Genomic DNA, 15730 nt, shown 5'->3' with positions numbered 1-15730 from the left:
TTTTGTTTTATGTATGTTGTTTGTAATAATCGATTTAGATCTTACCATCTTCCAGCAATTCTCTTGCCTGATATTCCTGCACTAAATCAATGGCATTGGAAATTACATCACTCAAAGCAGTAATGAAAGTACCTTCTTCAGCCATTCCCATTGCATGTTTCAGCGCATCAATTTCTTTTGGAATCGTCTCATAGCTTACATCTCTTCCGGAATCCTGCATTCCATCAATGATTAATCCGTTGATCTCTTCCTCAGTTCTGCCTCTGAGATGTTTTTCATTTCTGATAATGATATGATCAAACATTCTTCCCGCTATTTTTCCGCATAATCTGATATCTTCATCGCGACGGTCTCCCACACCGGAAATAATCCCGATTTTTTTGGTAGACTCTACATTTTTAAGATAATCTTCGATTGCTTCATATCCTGCAGGATTGTGTGCAAAATCAATAAGAACTTTAAAGTTTTTGAAATTAAATACATTCAGTCTTCCAGGAGTCAACTGAGCACTTGGAATAAAAGTACGAAGTGAATTTGAAATATCCTCGATTCCGAAACCGTAAAGGTAACAGGCCAAACTTGCAGCCAACACGTTATCGATCATGAATTTCGCCTTACCTTCCATCGTAATCGGGAAGTCTTTCACTTTTCCGATTCTGATTTTCCAGTCGCCTTTTTTGATGGTCACAAAACCTTCTTCAAAGACACAAGTAATTCGTCCTTCCTTCGCAAACTTTTTAATGTGTTCATTATTCTCATCTAAGCTGAAAATAGCCACGTTGCTCGGCAGGTCATTGATGATACGCATAGAATATTCATCCATTGCGTTCAAAACGCTCCATCCGTTTTTCTTTACGCTGTCAAGAACTACCCTTTTTACTTTGGTTAAATCTTTCAGATTGTGAATATCATTTAATCCTAAATGGTCTTCTTTAATATTGGTCAGCACTCCGATATCACACTGTCCAAAGCCTAAACCTGAACGTAAAATTCCGCCTCTTGCTGTCTCCAAAACTGCAAATTCTACGGTTGGATCTTTTAAGATAAATTCAGCTGAAATCGGACCTGTAGTATCTCCTTTTGTCAGCATCGTATTCTGAATGTAAATTCCGTCTGAAGTGGTGAAACCTACTCTGTATCCGTTATTTTTAACAATATGTGAGATTAATCTTGTCGTAGTCGTTTTACCATTGGTTCCCGTCACCGCAATAATTGGAATGGTGAAAGGTTTACCCTGAGGATACAACATATCAACCACCGGAGCCGCAACGTTTCTCGGAAGACCTTCACTTGGTGCCAAGTGCATTCTGAAACCCGGCGCTGCATTCACTTCAATGATCGCTCCGCCACTTTCCTTTAAAGGCTGGGTAAGATTTTCTGCCATAATATCAATTCCGCAGACATCTAAGCCTATGATTTTAGAAATCCTTTCGGCCATGGTGATGTTTTCAGGATGTACCATATCAGTAACATCTATAGAAGTTCCACCGGTTGAAAGATTGGCAGTTGATTTCAGATAAACAACTTCTCCTTTCTGAGGAACTGTTTCTAAAGTATAATGAAGTTTTTCAAGTAATTCGGAAGTATCTTTATCTACAGCGATTTCGGTAAGCACATTTTCATGCCCGTAACCTCTTCTTGGATCTTGATTTTCTTTGTCTCTCAACTGTTGCAGATTCATTTCGCCATCGCCCACTACATGCGCAGGAACACGTCTGGCAGCTGCAACCATTTTATTATTAATGACCAAAACTCTAAAGTCGTAACCCGTAATATATTTCTCAACAATTACTTTGTTTGAATATTTCTGAGCGTGCTCCAAACCAACTTTCGCAGCCTCCCAGTCATTTACATTAATTGAAGATCCTTTTCCGTGATTCCCGTCCAATGGTTTAATGACCACCGGATATTCAATTTTTCTGATGACACTGTCCAACTGCTCTTCATCGGTAACTAAGTCACCAATAGGTACAGGAATGGCTGCATCATGCAACATTCTTTTCGTCAGCTCTTTATTACAGGCAATATCTACAGCTATTGAGCTTGTATTTCCTGTGATTGTAGCCTGAAATCTCTGCTGATTTACACCATATCCCAACTGTACCAGAGAATTTGTTCCCAATCTGATCCATGGGATTTTTCTGGAAACTGCTTCTTCCACAATACTTCCGGTGGAAGGGCCCAGACGTACACGCTCTCTGATTTCTTTCAGTCTCTGAATGCAGGCGTTAATGTCATATTCGTCTCCGTTGATTAATGCATGCGCAATTTCTACGGCCTGTTCAGCAGCGTAAATCCCTGTATTTTCTTCGATGTAATCAAATACTACGTTGTAAATACCGGGAGATTTTGTTTCGCGGGTTCTTCCGAATCCACATTCCATACCCGCAAGAGTTTGAATTTCTAAAGCGATGTGCTCAATGACGTGACCCATCCAGGTTCCGGTTTCAACACGGTGAAAAAAACCACCATGAGTACCTTCAGAACAACGATGAGTGATAAGTGACGGAATCAGCTTTTCTATCCTTTCACGGAAGCCTTCAATTTTATTGGTAGGAAAATTTTCCAACTCTTCAAGATCCAAACGCATCTGTATCAGCTTCTTCCTTCTAATACTCCAAATATTAGGACCCCTTAAAGCTTGTATTTTCTCAATTTTCATATTTTAGTGACGTAATTTATATTAATAAAAATATCTTTTAAAATCAAAGATAATGTAAAAGCTTAAAAAAAACCACAGTCTAATTAAAGATTTATTAAAAAAGTTTAAATTTTGTAATCAATTTATAATCAAAGCAAATACGTTAAAAGACCCTCATAATTTCGTCACCAGCTAATAATTTTCTAACTTTGCCAGCTATGAAACCTGTTGGAAAATTAATTATTATCGGTGGAGCTGTTAATAAAGGCAGTTTCTCTGAAACCGATTACGATCAGAACATTGAAAAAAATCTTAACTTTTTTGAAAGGGGAATTTTAAGAAAAATCATTACTGAATCTAAGAATAAGGAAAATTCAATCATTGAAGTAATCACTACAGCATCCCAGATTCCTCAAATTGTAGGTGCCGAATATAAAAAAGCTTTTGAATTTTTAGGAGCTAAAAATGTTAACATTCTTGATATTCACAACCGTGAAGAAGCAAACTCTGACGCTATTGTAGCCAGAGCAAATGCTGCTGACGTTGTAATGTTTACCGGTGGTGACCAATTGAGGTTAACATCAATTCTTGGTGGAACGAGATTTCACGATACTATATTACTGAAATATATGGAGCAGGATTTTATCTACTCCGGAACCTCTGCAGGAGCAGCTGCCGCCTCTGAGAACATGATCTATCAGGGAAGCAGTTCTGAAGCACTGTTAAAAGGTGAAATAAAAACCACACAAGGTCTTGGATTAATCGACAATGTGATTGTTGATACCCACTTTGTACAGAGAGGTAGAATCGGAAGACTTTTTCAGGCCGTCGTTAACAATCCCAGAACTTTAGGAATAGGTTTGGGGGAAGATACCGGGCTTTTCATTCATAATGATACCATGACCGCTGTTGGTTCAGGGCTTGTGATTATTGTGGACGGAAGATTTATTAAAGATACCAACCTTACGAATATCAATTTAGGTGAGCCTATCTCCATTGACAATCTTACCGTACATGTCATGTCTATGAATGACCACTACGATTTGACGACGAGAAAATTAACAATAGAAAATTCTCAGTTTAACCCGATTCCGCAAACATAAATCATGAATGATAATTGATGAGTGATAAATGATTTTAGTTTTATTATCCATCCTCAACTATCTCTGATCAATCATATTTCTCAACCATCAATTATATAGTATGAAAATCATCATCCACGGAGGTTTTTTCTCTGAAAGTGACCAAAGCCATGAGGTGAAAGTTGCAAAGCAAAACTCTTTAAAGAATATTGCCGAAAAAGCATATGAGTATTTAGAAAATCATTCTGCTTTTGAAACAGTTGCTTACGCCGTTTCACTTTTGGAAGACGATGAACTTTATAATGCGGGCATGGGTTCGCAAATTCAAAGCGACGGAATCATCAGAATGAGTGCTGCCATAATGGATGGGGCGACTCAAAAAATGAGTGGTGTAATTAATATTCAGGATGTAAAAAATCCGATTTTCGTGGCGAAGGATTTAATGAAGGAAGATGACCGTGTCTTAGGCGGAAGTGGTGCGAAAAGATATGCGTCTGAACATGGTTTTGAAAACTTTTCAACAGAAATTCCTCAGAGAAGAAAAGAATATGAAGCCAAATTAAATAGTGGCGGAAAAGGTACTGTGGGCTGTGTTGCTCTGGATAAAGATGGAAAATTAGCAGTTGCCACATCCACTGGAGGAAAAGGTTTTGAGATTCCGGGAAGAATTTCAGACTCAGCAACTGTTGCGGGAAATTACGCCAATGAATTTTGTGCCGTTAGCTGCACCGGAGTCGGAGAAGATATCGTGAGCAATGCCACATCTACTAAAATCGTTACAAGAGTCACAGACGGAATGAATCTTCAGCAAGCTTTTGATAAAACATTTGCAGAACTAAAAACCATTGATGGCTTTGCCGGTGCAATCGCTATAGATAAAGACGGTAATTTCTATCATCAGGACTCGTATCCAACTATGGTTTTTGCAAGTTATGATGGAGAAAATTTTGAAATCTTTAATTAAATTTTAACATTTATTTATTAATCCCATATATTTTTTGGCACGTATTTTACATAGTTAGTTGTATAACAATTTAATATAACTTTTAAAATCAGAAATCATGGGAAATAAGACAAATGGATTATTAGCATTACTAGGAATTGGAGCATTAGCGTATTGGAAATACAAAAAATCAACTCCTGAAGAGCAACAAGCTGTGAAAGATAAGATCAACAATGCAAAAGACAACCTTAATAAGTGGGGCAACGATTTGAAAACTAAAGCAAATGATGTTGCATCACAAGCTCAAAACAAATTTGACGAAGCAAAAACTAAAGTAGAAGATACTGCTTCAAATATCTAATTTTAGATAAGATATTAATATTATTTACATTCATATACAAAAGAAGTCATCATTACGATGACTTCTTTTTTGCTTTAATGGCATATACCAGAGGAATTTTATTCCCAAACTTTGCGATCCTCCACTTCCCTTTTTCAAATTCTTCTACGTGCTTAAAACAAGGATACGGCGACCAGTCGAATTCCCTGAAATTTTCTAAAACTAAATTATTTTTGATCAGATTTTGAAGAACGTCAGACAGAGGATGATTCCAGGAAACATAATCCTGAACAATATCTGCAGCTACATCAGCATACGTGCCCTCAGATGTCTCAATTATTGGTTTATCATTAAAATAATGATAAGCTACAGCATCAAAATCGTCGTCATACATCCATACTACAGGATGAAATTCTGCCATGACAAACTCGCCGTCTGCTTTCATAAAATGACTGACAACATTTGCCCAACGTTCCAGATCCGGCAACCAGCCGATGGTTCCATAGCTTGTGAATACGATATCGAATTTTTCATTTAAGACATTGGGTAAATTGTAGACATCCGTACAAATAAATTCAGTATCCGTTCCGCACTTTTGTGCTAAATCTTTTGCTGCATCAATCGCCTTATCAGAAAGATCAATTCCCGTCACTTTTGCACCCATTCTGGAAAGTGAAATCGAATCCTGCCCGAAATGACACTGTAAATGCAGAATGCTTTTCCCTGTGACGTATCCTAATAAATCTAATTCGATAGAATTAAGAGAATTTCTACCTTTTAAAAATTCATCTACAAAATAGAAATCCGACTCGAGGTGTGGCTCTACTCTAGCGTTCCACGAGTTTTTATTGATGTCTAAATAGTTTTCCATTGTTTATATTTTCTGTAAATATAATTTTTTTTGAAAAATATTTCAGATTACGTGGTCACGTAAGGAAATACAATTTTGCTGATGTAGGTTTGCAGAGGATTTAGTAACCGTGACACAGTTTGCACTTATCACTTCATCGTAACTCTCTAAACCATTATAAATATTGCACTCGATATATTCATCTGGAATGTAGTAGATGTTGTGATTGCAGGATTTCTATTCATTTCTATTTTAAAAAACGACAACACTCATGAAAATAATTAGTTTAATTATGGGACTTGGATTTGCGCTTTTATCGTGCAGTGAAAAGAAAGACATAACAGTTGGAAAGACAAATGTGGCTGGTGATAGTCTCATCTCTCAAATGGATAACGAGAATACGATACCGCAAGAAACTGCAGAAGAAAAACGGATTCGTGAGGTGGAAGCAGAACAAATCCGCAAAGAAGAGGAAATAAATGAATTGTATGAGTCAAATTCTCTGCAGACAGGTTCCACTCCATACGCAGAGTATTACGGCGGGAACTCGGCCTGCGAAGATGAGGGATGCTCAAAAATCAAAGTTACCACAAGTAATTCTGATGTTGTAGTCACCATCAAAAAGAATAATGAGGTCGTTCGCCACGCATATATTCAGGCTGGTGACAGCTATACATTTTCATTCCCCAATGGCACTTACCAGGCTTTTTTCTACTACGGGAAGGGCTGGAATCCTGAAAAGCCTATGAAAAATGGAGAAGTAAAAGGTGGATTTATAAGCAATACAGAAGTTGGAAAAGATGATCCGCAGTCACTTTATAATAATATTTTGGAGTATCAGCTGGTGTTGCAACAGGATGGAAATTTCAGCACAAAGCCAAGTAATGTAGAAGAAGCTTTGTGATTTTTTTCAAAAAAAACATCCAAATTACGTGGTCACGTAAAATCGGTAGTGAGAAAGAATTTATCTTTGACAAATAATTACAAACACAAAATCATTATAATACTAAAAACACACGTGATGAAAAATTCCGGTTCATTCTGAACCGGAATTTTAATTTTATATATTATGAAGAATATACTTTTTATTTCATTTGTTGTAATTCTAAACCTGAATGCTACAGCGGTGATAAAATCTGATGTCTACCTTTGCGACAGCGCCGGCGGAAAGAAATATCATTACTCTAAAAACTGCCGTGGATTGTCCAGCTGCAAACATGAGATCATTAAAGTGAGTCTTAAAAAAGCACAGACTTTGGGTAAAACTCTGTGCGGTTGGGAAGAGTAATCACTTAATTTTTTTCCTCTGAAACGAAAAAATATAACGTTTATATAAAAATCTCCATGGGAATAGTGAAGAAATTAAAATTATCAACATAAAACTAAACTTGTCTTGATATCCTTTGGTTTTGTAAATGTACTCATCATATTTTTTTAAGTAAAAAACAGAAATTGTCGAATGTACAGGGAAACGTTCACAAACATTAGAACTCAGATTTACTGAATAAACTTTATCATCAACATTAATTTTTACACTTGATTTAGACCTCCTTGAGTATTTACAGTTCTGAGCAATTACTACATGTGAGCTCTGCAGACCATTATCAATTGTTTCATGATACTTTTTATCTCTATAGCACCCATACATAAACATAATAATCACCATTCCAATGAAGAAAAGGTGATTATCGGTATAGTATTTTTGTCGTTCGAATATCAAAAGAATCTATCCTAAAAAATCCTCTAAAGCAACCGTTTTCTGTTCGCCAGCTTCTAAATTTTTATAGGTTACGGTTCTATTTTTTATTTCTTCCTCACCCAGAAAAACAAGATTTTTAATTCCTTTTTTTTCAGCGTAAGTAAACTGTTTGTTGATTTTTGCGCTATCAGGATACAGTTCGGCAGAAATCCCTTTTTCTCTTAACTGAATAATTAATTTTAAAGCTTCGATGGTTTCTTCACCTCCAAAATTAGCGAAGAGATATTCTACGTTGGACGTAGCATCTTCAGGGAAAAGATTCAACTCTTCCATCACTAAATAAATTCTGTCTAGACCGAAAGAAATTCCAATTCCTGGGACATTTTTCACGCCAAAAACTTCGGTTAGGTTATCATAGCGACCTCCTCCACCGATAGAACCCATTTGTGCTTCGTCCGCCTTTACCTCGAAAATTGCTCCGGTATAATAATCTAATCCACGAGCTAACGTAATATCGAAAACCAAATTCTGAATATCAACGTCCAGATTTAATGACTGTGTGATGACAAATTCCAGTTCTTCGACGCCTTTTAATCCAATTTCGTTTCCCGCAAATTTTTCTTTTAACTGAAGAAGATTTTCCAAAGCATCATTAGATTGTGTGAAAAGGAAATCCAGTTTATCAATCGATTCCTGAGAAATATTTCTTTCCAAAAGTTCCTTTACTACTCCATCCTTACCTATTTTGTCAAGCTTATCTAAAGCCACGGTGAAATCGATCAGTTTGTCTGTAATTCCGGCATACTCTGCTAAACCTGAAAGAATTTTTCGGTTGTTGATATGAATAGTTACAGATGTTCTCAGTTCCGCAAATGATTTGAGATACAGCTGAACCAATTCAACTTCCTGCCAAAGGCTTTCGCTTCCAACAACATCGGCATCACACTGATAAAACTCTCTGAATCTACCTTTCTGTGGACGGTCAGCCCTCCAAACAGGCTGAATCTGATAACGTTTGTAGGGAAAAGTCAGCTTTCCGTGGTTCATGGCAACAAATCTTGCGAAAGGAACTGTCAAGTCGTAGCGAAGAGCTTTGTCAGTAAGACTTTCGGCACTGAAAGGTTTGTCTAAAGCTTTCTGAAAATCATTCATCATCTGAGTTTTTTTCTCGTCTTTCGCTTCGTTGATGCTTGAATTTAAGATCTTAAAAATTAAACGGTCACCTTCTTCTCCGTATTTCCCTGTTAAAGTAGAAAGATTTTCAAAACTTGGCGTCTCCAAAGGCTGAAAACCAAAAAGTTCGAAATTTTTCTGTAATATATTGATAATGTATTTTCTTCTTGAAACTTCCAGTGAGGTAAAATCCCTCGTTCCTTTTGCTAAGCTTGGCTTCATTATGCTAAATGATAATTGATGGTTGATAAATGATATTCTGTGCAAAAATAAGGAATTGAAAGGACTTTTAAATCAATTAAAAAGCCGGAGATATATTTCCCCGGCCTCTCATTTAATCATTTGTGTTTTGGTGTTTGGATTTTAAACACTTTCCAGGATTTCTAAAATCTCTTCACCATAATTTTCAATCTTGTGTTTTCCGAAACCTTTGATGTCCAGCAGTTCCTCTTTTTTCGCAGGTTTGTATTTTGCTACAGAGACCAGTTCTTTATTGGTGGCAATAAAATAGGACGGAAGGTTCTGCTCTTTTGCTTTTTCTGAACGCCAGATCTTTAAAGCATCCAAAATGATGATTTCATTATCGCTGAGCATTTCATCTTCTGCGGAATATTTTACCGCTTTCGGATCCTTTACACTGTTTTTATTAAGCAGTGATTTTGCTTCGTTAAAATACAATACCACTGACCAAAATTGATCTTCCTGTACAAAAGCAGTTTCTACTTTTACAATATCGTGATGCTCTAAGAAATCATCAATCATTCTCTGATCATCGTGCAGAAATTTTTCTGCAATTCTTATTTTTAAGACTTTAATCTGCATCGTCTGTGATTTTAGAATTGTACACTTATTTTCCGCCCAAGAGCAAAATTTCTTCGACTCTTATTTCGGTAATATATCTTTTCACACCATCTTTGTCGTCGTACGATCTGTACGTAATTTTTCCTTCAATGGCAATCTCTTTTCCTTTCGGCACATATTTCTGTAAGATCTCAGCGGTTTTGCCGAAAGCCACCAAACTGTGCCATTGCGTCTCTTCCACTTTCTCACCTTTTGCATTGGTGTAATGATCGTTGGTTGCCAACGATACTGATGCTTTCATCCCTCCGTTTTCGAAGTTGATCATTTCTACTTCTTTGCCTGTGTAACCAATTAATGTTACTTTGTTTCTTAGTGACATAACTTTTATATTTTAAGATTAGTAATTCAGATAAGAGACGTTCACTGTTTTCTCGAATCTCTGTTGCAAAGATTCATCAGGTTTGAAAATTTAGTCGGTAAAGAATTATTTAAATTCGTTTGTAGTCGTTTGAAAATGGGTTTCATTCTTATAATCAAAACATTACGTGATTAAAATAATTTTAATAATTTTAGAGGTATTGCGTAAATTTGGGTGTGAGTATAGGGCATAAAACAAAAGGTCAAAAATAAAAGGTCATGAAAAAAGGCTTTAAATGCCTGATAATAAAAGAAAAACGCATAAAAAAGAGGGTCAAAGAAATTCTAAACAGATCGTCAAAAATTACTTTTTACTACCATTTAACTACCGTTAAAACATTCTTTAAATACAATTTAAACACTCCTAAGGGAGTGTTTTTCTGTTTTACGGTTAAATATGCCCTGAATGTGCGCTAAAGCACGATTTTTAGTGATAAGCATACCAGAAATATTCCGGATAGTTAGCTTTTACAAAAGGTTTTTAACGTCACCCAGAATTGTGATAAATGTCTTTAGCGGTTAGGTTTGGGGTTAGGTTTGGGGTTAGGTTATCTAAGACAAAAAAACATAACTCAATCGAACAAAAAAGTAAAATTACATACTATTTTGCATAAAAATATTAAACTGAATACCCTATTTTTAAAATGTTTATAGATTTAATTGATTGATAGATAGATATTTACGATGTATTTAAACTAAAACATGGTGTTAAACCGTACGCTGGCTTTTACCATCGCGATTGCCTGGATATTTTTAACCTTTATATCTTTGGACTGATGGTGCTGGTTTTGGCTAACAAGTTTTACGAAATCTTCGCCTTTATCCGATTTCTGTACATATTTTACAGTGACATACTCCTCCCAGTCGTCAATTTTAACACTTACTAAATACATTTCACCGTAAAATATACTGTCTACTGAAGTTTGCTTATATAAAACGATATCGCCTGATTTTAAAAGTGGATACATGCTGTCACCAGTTACTGTAAGAGCTCCATCGCACTTAGGAAGATTGGGAATTTTAATTGTATCTAAAACCTTTTGTGGTTTTCCACTATTAAAAAGTTCTTGCAGGCCTGCTGTAGCTTCAAGATTATAGAATGGTACCTCCTGCATGCTCATAACAGCGTCCTTCGTTTTTCTTCCCTTAGTATTATATACTTGAACGGAATCTTTAATTGATTCGACGTCTGATTTAATCATTGCATTCGAACTGTCTAACACCCAAAAGGGATTGATATCAGTATAAATATTTAGAAACTTTTCTAAAGTATCTGTTTTGATGGTTGTGTTCGCCTTGAATGGTTTGCTTAGAGTTCCATTGGCAACTCCTATCTCTTTCTCAGCTACACTCACCGTAACGCCCTTGAATTCCAAGTATTCCTTTAATTTCTCAACAATATTTTTCATCACATTTTATTTTTTTAGAAAGTTTTCTAAATTTCTCTTGCTTTTTAGAAAGTTTTCTATTTATATTTGTCCTGTACAAAAGACAAACAAGGCAATGGGCAAAAATATAACAAAAAGAAACATCTACAATGCGGATATCCTCATTGTGATCGAAAAAAAGTATGGATTTACTATTGACTACATCAGAAAGTCATTACGGGGAGATCGTAACGGTGTAATGCCTGACGAAATTAAAAAGGAGTACAACACATTAGAGAATGCGGCTAAAAACGCAATCGAAAAAAAATCAAACCTTCTAAAATAGAAAATATGAGAAAATTAATTTTAAAATTCTTGAAATATCGCAAAACTGCGGTGACGACAATTTTCAGCAGCCCTATTGTCACAGAAGAATGGTTGCTGTTCGGCCGATTCACAATTTGTAAAACTACAAAATCAGTTTAAAATGAAATTCAGTGCAGAATACCAAGCCTTATCAAAATTAATAGATAAGCTTCGTGAAAAACACGAAAAAGTAGAAGAGATTATTTCAGAACGTGAGGATTATTTCTCGGAAAAATCAGGAAGATGGCAGGAATCAGAAGCTGGTTATAATTACTCTGAAAAAACAGAAGATTTTGAAGCGACTGCTGGAGCTATCGAAAATGTACTTGATTCTCTTGAAGATGCCCTTAGCACATTAGAAGAATTATAAATCCCAAACGGTTTTCCGGAGGTTCGATTCCTCCGCTGGGAACAATTTAAATTCCATTTAAACACAGTTTAAAAATGTATCAATTCTACAACAATACTTTAACGATACCGGCAAAAGCCTTGTATGACGATTTAGGAGTTATTTCTGAATCAAATTACAAGTATTTATGCAGTAACGGTAAAATCAATAAAGTAGTCACTGCACGTGGTCTTGGAAACAGGGCTCTTGTAGAATTTGATAGCATCCCTGAACGTTTCAGAGTTCAGATTGTGAAGATTCTTGGATATCCACCAAAGAAAAACACGCAGAATTTAATTCTAAATTTCTACAAAGACGATTACGAGGCAGTTGATTTCTTCGCTTGTCATAAACTTGATGATTACAGAACGCTTTCTACCGAAAAGCAGGAGGAATACGTAAAAAACGCTCAGATGCTTCAGGCAGTTGAGCAGTACGTAAAAGAAACAGTTTCATTTGTTCGCTCCCGTAATGGAAAAAGAGGTCTTACGGAAATTTGGAAAGATGCTGCCACAGCAGTTACTGAGGTGAAAGATCAGATCGGTCACAGTCTTCCAAAATCTTCAAGACGTTTGAAGGAAAAGCTGGAGGAATTTAAAAAAGATGGCTATTCATCTTTAGTATCTGACAATTTCGGAAACAAAAAAGCGGTGAAGGTGAAAGATGACAATCAGGAAGCATTACTCAGAACTTTGTTGAGAGATCACAGGACTTTTGACAATGAACAGATCGCGGTTGTTTACAATGCAGTTGCTAAAATTCAGCTATTCCCGGAACTTTCTGCAAACACTATCGGAAACTATCGTAAAAAATGGAACCTGCTTGTAATGGCCGGAACCAAAGGCGAAAAAGGTTTCGATAACAAAGTTGCAATGCATGTTAAGAGATCGGCACCTACATCGCCGATGCTTTACTGGACAGTTGACGGATGGGATACAGAATTACTGTATCAGAAATCAGCGACCAATCTAAAAGGTGCAAATATTACTACTTATCACAACCGCCTTACTATGGTGGTGGTTCTTGACCCGTCGGTTAAATATCCGGTTGGTTATGCAATCGGAACTCACGAAAATGCAGATTTAATTAAAGCAGCTTTACGAAATGCAGTTCAGCACACAGAAGAATTATTCGGGGCAAAACACAAAGTGCTACAGATTCAGGCTGACAACTATGCGAAAAAGGAAATGACCTCATTCTACGAGATTGTTTCAGATAAATTCACACCTGCCAAAGTTGGAAATGCAAAATCTAAAGTAATTGAGCCGTGGTTTAAACATTTCAACAAAACATACTGCCAGCTAGCACCAAACTGGAGCGGTCAGGGCGTAAAATCGAAAGTACAGCCAAATGATGAGTATCTGAACAAAATCCGCCATTCATTTCCGGACCAGGAAGGATGCATGATGCAGTTGGTAAGAATGATTGAACTGGAGCGTGAAAAATTGGTTCAGCAGTATCTACAGGCTTACAGCGAAATGCCTTCTGATGCTAAAAAACAGATATCACAAAATGAATATCTGTTGCACTTCGGAGAAACTACCGGATTCACCAACAAACTTGGCCATAACGGTCTGCACGTAGCAATCAACGGCAAAAAGATGGAGTACGACAGTTTTGATATCAATTTCAGAATGAATGCACATCTTGACTGGACGATAAAATTTGACAGTAACGATTTAACACAAGTTTTAGCACACAATGAAGAGCAAAACATAAGTTTCTTACTCGATCAGAAATACGTTCAGCCGATGGCACTCTACGACAGACAGGAAGGCGACGGTGAGGAACTTGAAAGAGTAAGAAACTTCAACAAACAGGCAAAAGAGATTGTTCTTGAAACGCAGGCGGAAGACAGCAGGATCGTAAATCAGCTGTTCATTCAGAATCCGGAGCTTGACAACACACTCGCAAAAATGGTCATCGTCGACAGCCGTGGACAGCACAAAGACCAGAGAAATTCCAAAAGGCTTGCACCGGCTAAAAAGCTTTTGGAAAAACAGGAACAGAAAGCCGAAAAAGTACAGCAGCAAAGCTGGGAAAAAGAACAGGACGACTACTACGCAAACAAAATTAACCTTGATAAATATCTAAGCGATGACGAATAAAATAAAAGAGAAAATCTTACTTGAACTAGAAACTTGGATGGATGAACATGAATATTCTGCCAATGAATTTGCTGAAAAGTCCGGCGTTCCTTCAAGCTACCTTTCTTACATGAGACGTGGACAGCACTTTATTGTAGTTGATAAAAAAGAAGTTGCCATTGATGATAAATATTTCAGAATGATCGCTGAAACTATAGAATATAACTACAGCAACGAATTAAAATGGTCGATACGTCAAACTCCACAGCTGGTGCAGATGCTTTCAGTTTTGGAAGATGCAAAAAGATTTGGCTACACGAATATTATCATCGGAGGGACCGGAGCTGGGAAAACATTTTGTGCGGACATTTTTGTAAAGCAGTCACCGAAAGATGTTTTTAAAATTACAGTCGGATCAATGGACACCATAGGCGATTTGATAGATAAATTATGCGAACAGATGAGACTGAATGTTTCCGGTTCTAAAACTAAAAAGATCAATGCCGCCATTAAAGAGCTTCTGAGAATGAAATTAAACGGCCGTCAACCGACTGTAATTTGGGATGAGTCCGAATATATGAAACAGGCGACTTTATGCAACGTAAAGGAAATGCATGACCACCTTCACGGAAAATGTGCATTGATTCTCATCGGTACTGATCAGCTGAAAACGAAAATCGAAAGACTGAAAAGCAAAAATTCACCGGGAATGCCTCAGTTCTACAGAAGAGTGAAGTACGGAATCAGAGAATTAAAACCAATTGATACCCGATACAAAGAGTTTTTAGCAGGTATTGAAGATAAAAAGCTTGTTCAGTTCATTCAGAGAGAATGCGAAAATTACGGAGAGCTTAGGGATGCTTTGCTTCCTGCAATGCGTGAAGCTGACAGACTTGGAGAACCGTTAACAGAAAATTTAGTGAGAAAAGTGTTGAATCTTCCAAAAATGACCGCATGAGTAAAGCCATATCGTCTACCGACCTGCTTTCGAAAAAATATGATCTGATTGAATGGGAAGGCGAATGGTATGACAATTTTGAAGAGCCGGAAGCATCGGGAACGTGGTTCATAAGTGGTCAGTCCGGAATGGGGAAAACTTCCTTTATGTTGGAACTCGCAAAGGAGCTGGCGAAGATTGACAGAGTATTGTTTAACTCGCTTGAGGAAGGAACTTCAAGAACGATGCAGAAAGCATGGCAAAGGCATCAGGTCGCTGAAAGTGGAAGGAAAATACAGTTAATACAGGAGAAACCTGAAGAACTGATTTTAAGGCTCAGGAAACGCCAAAGCCCTCGGTTTATTATCATAGACAGCTTTCAGTACACAGGATTGAGTTTTGAACAATACAGAGCCATTAAAAAAGAGTTTCCCAACAAACTATTTATCTATAATTCTCAGATGGACGGAAGCAAACCGATGGGAAAAACGGCAAACAGGATTCTATACGATGCAGATTTGAAAATATGGGTGGAAGGATTCAAAGCTTTTTCAAAAGGTCGTTATCTCGGAGAATATGCTGCTGAAGGTCTTACAATTTGGGAGGATGGAGCACAGAGATACTGGACAAAATAATAAA

At 36.9% G+C, this 15730-nt stretch carries 16 protein-coding genes; 10 read left to right on the top strand and 6 right to left on the bottom strand.

Annotated elements, in window-relative coordinates; genetic code table 11:
• Window positions 1-34: 34 nt before the first annotated feature.
• Window positions 35-2662 carry a cyanophycin synthetase gene (cphA, locus tag OMO38_RS10515; RefSeq protein ID WP_264750135.1) on the bottom strand — a complete coding sequence of 876 codons (2628 nt, stop codon included), beginning with the start codon at window positions 2660-2662 and terminating at the stop codon, window positions 35-37.
• A 197-nt stretch (window positions 2663-2859) separates the two neighbouring features.
• Here cphA and OMO38_RS10510 point away from each other — a divergent pair, with 197 nt between their 5' ends.
• From OMO38_RS10510 to OMO38_RS10500, 3 genes are all read left to right on the top strand, one after another.
• Entirely contained in the window at window positions 2860-3744 is an 885-nt protein-coding gene (locus OMO38_RS10510; RefSeq protein ID WP_047444224.1) for a cyanophycinase, read from the top strand.
• A 100-nt stretch (window positions 3745-3844) separates the two neighbouring features.
• On the top strand, window positions 3845-4687 hold the full coding sequence (locus tag OMO38_RS10505; RefSeq protein ID WP_264750134.1) for an isoaspartyl peptidase/L-asparaginase: 843 nt from the start codon (window positions 3845-3847) through the stop codon (window positions 4685-4687).
• Between the two features lie 97 nt (window positions 4688-4784).
• Window positions 4785-5027, top strand: coding sequence for a YtxH domain-containing protein (locus OMO38_RS10500; RefSeq protein ID WP_264750133.1), 243 nt, complete (start codon window positions 4785-4787; stop codon window positions 5025-5027).
• A gap of 52 nt (window positions 5028-5079) precedes the next feature.
• Here OMO38_RS10500 and OMO38_RS10495 read toward each other — a convergent pair whose 3' ends face one another.
• Complete coding sequence (locus tag OMO38_RS10495) at window positions 5080-5877, bottom strand: class I SAM-dependent methyltransferase (protein WP_264750132.1); 798 nt, start codon at window positions 5875-5877, stop codon at window positions 5080-5082.
• 250 nt (window positions 5878-6127) lie between these two features.
• Between OMO38_RS10495 and OMO38_RS10490 the strand changes: the two genes are divergently transcribed.
• Window positions 6128-6760, top strand: a complete 633-nt coding sequence (locus tag OMO38_RS10490) for a hypothetical protein (RefSeq protein ID WP_264750131.1) — start codon at window positions 6128-6130, stop codon at window positions 6758-6760.
• Between the two features lie 165 nt (window positions 6761-6925).
• Window positions 6926-7144, top strand: coding sequence for a hypothetical protein (locus OMO38_RS10485; protein WP_264750130.1), 219 nt, complete (start codon window positions 6926-6928; stop codon window positions 7142-7144).
• Between the two features lie 438 nt (window positions 7145-7582).
• On the opposite strand, the gene hisS is transcribed toward OMO38_RS10485, so the two are convergent.
• The 4 genes from hisS to OMO38_RS10465 all read right to left on the bottom strand — a co-directional run bounded on the left by hisS (window position 7583) and on the right by OMO38_RS10465 (window position 11322).
• Window positions 7583-8950, bottom strand: coding sequence for a histidine--tRNA ligase (gene hisS, locus OMO38_RS10480; protein ID WP_264750129.1), 1368 nt, complete (start codon window positions 8948-8950; stop codon window positions 7583-7585).
• 141 nt (window positions 8951-9091) lie between these two features.
• Complete coding sequence (locus tag OMO38_RS10475; protein ID WP_264750128.1) at window positions 9092-9550, bottom strand: HRDC domain-containing protein; 459 nt, start codon at window positions 9548-9550, stop codon at window positions 9092-9094.
• Window positions 9551-9575: 25 nt separating this feature from the next.
• Entirely contained in the window at window positions 9576-9908 is a 333-nt protein-coding gene (locus OMO38_RS10470) for a single-stranded DNA-binding protein (RefSeq protein WP_264750127.1), read from the bottom strand.
• Window positions 9909-10641: 733 nt separating this feature from the next.
• Window positions 10642-11322, bottom strand: a complete 681-nt coding sequence (locus OMO38_RS10465; protein WP_264750126.1) for a S24 family peptidase — start codon at window positions 11320-11322, stop codon at window positions 10642-10644.
• Window positions 11323-11449: 127 nt separating this feature from the next.
• On the opposite strand from OMO38_RS10465, the gene OMO38_RS10460 reads away from it, so the two are divergent.
• From OMO38_RS10460 to OMO38_RS10440, 5 genes are all read left to right on the top strand, one after another.
• A complete protein-coding gene (locus tag OMO38_RS10460; RefSeq protein WP_264750125.1) occupies window positions 11450-11659 on the top strand; it encodes a hypothetical protein in 210 nt (69 codons plus the stop codon).
• 141 nt (window positions 11660-11800) lie between these two features.
• The gene (locus OMO38_RS10455; RefSeq protein WP_264750124.1) at window positions 11801-12049 is read left to right on the top strand and encodes a hypothetical protein; all 249 of its coding nucleotides are present in this window, start codon (window positions 11801-11803) and stop codon (window positions 12047-12049) included.
• A 74-nt stretch (window positions 12050-12123) separates the two neighbouring features.
• Window positions 12124-14175: a hypothetical protein gene (locus OMO38_RS10450; protein ID WP_264750123.1), complete on the top strand. Its 2052-nt coding sequence runs from the start codon at window positions 12124-12126 to the stop codon at window positions 14173-14175.
• Window positions 14165-15112 (top strand): AAA family ATPase, encoded by a 948-nt coding sequence (locus OMO38_RS10445; RefSeq protein WP_264750122.1) that lies wholly within the window; start codon window positions 14165-14167, stop codon window positions 15110-15112. The genes OMO38_RS10450 and OMO38_RS10445 overlap by 11 nt, the downstream gene beginning before the upstream one ends.
• Window positions 15109-15726, top strand: a complete 618-nt coding sequence (locus OMO38_RS10440; protein ID WP_264750121.1) for an ATP-binding protein — start codon at window positions 15109-15111, stop codon at window positions 15724-15726. Before OMO38_RS10445 ends, OMO38_RS10440 begins: the two co-directional genes overlap by 4 nt.
• The last annotated feature ends 4 nt before the right edge of the window (window positions 15727-15730 follow it).

This window comes from Chryseobacterium kimseyorum (assembly GCF_025971945.1).
Lineage (GTDB): Bacteria > Bacteroidota > Bacteroidia > Flavobacteriales > Weeksellaceae > Chryseobacterium > Chryseobacterium kimseyorum.
This window is presented reverse-complemented; position numbering and strand designations above follow the sequence as displayed.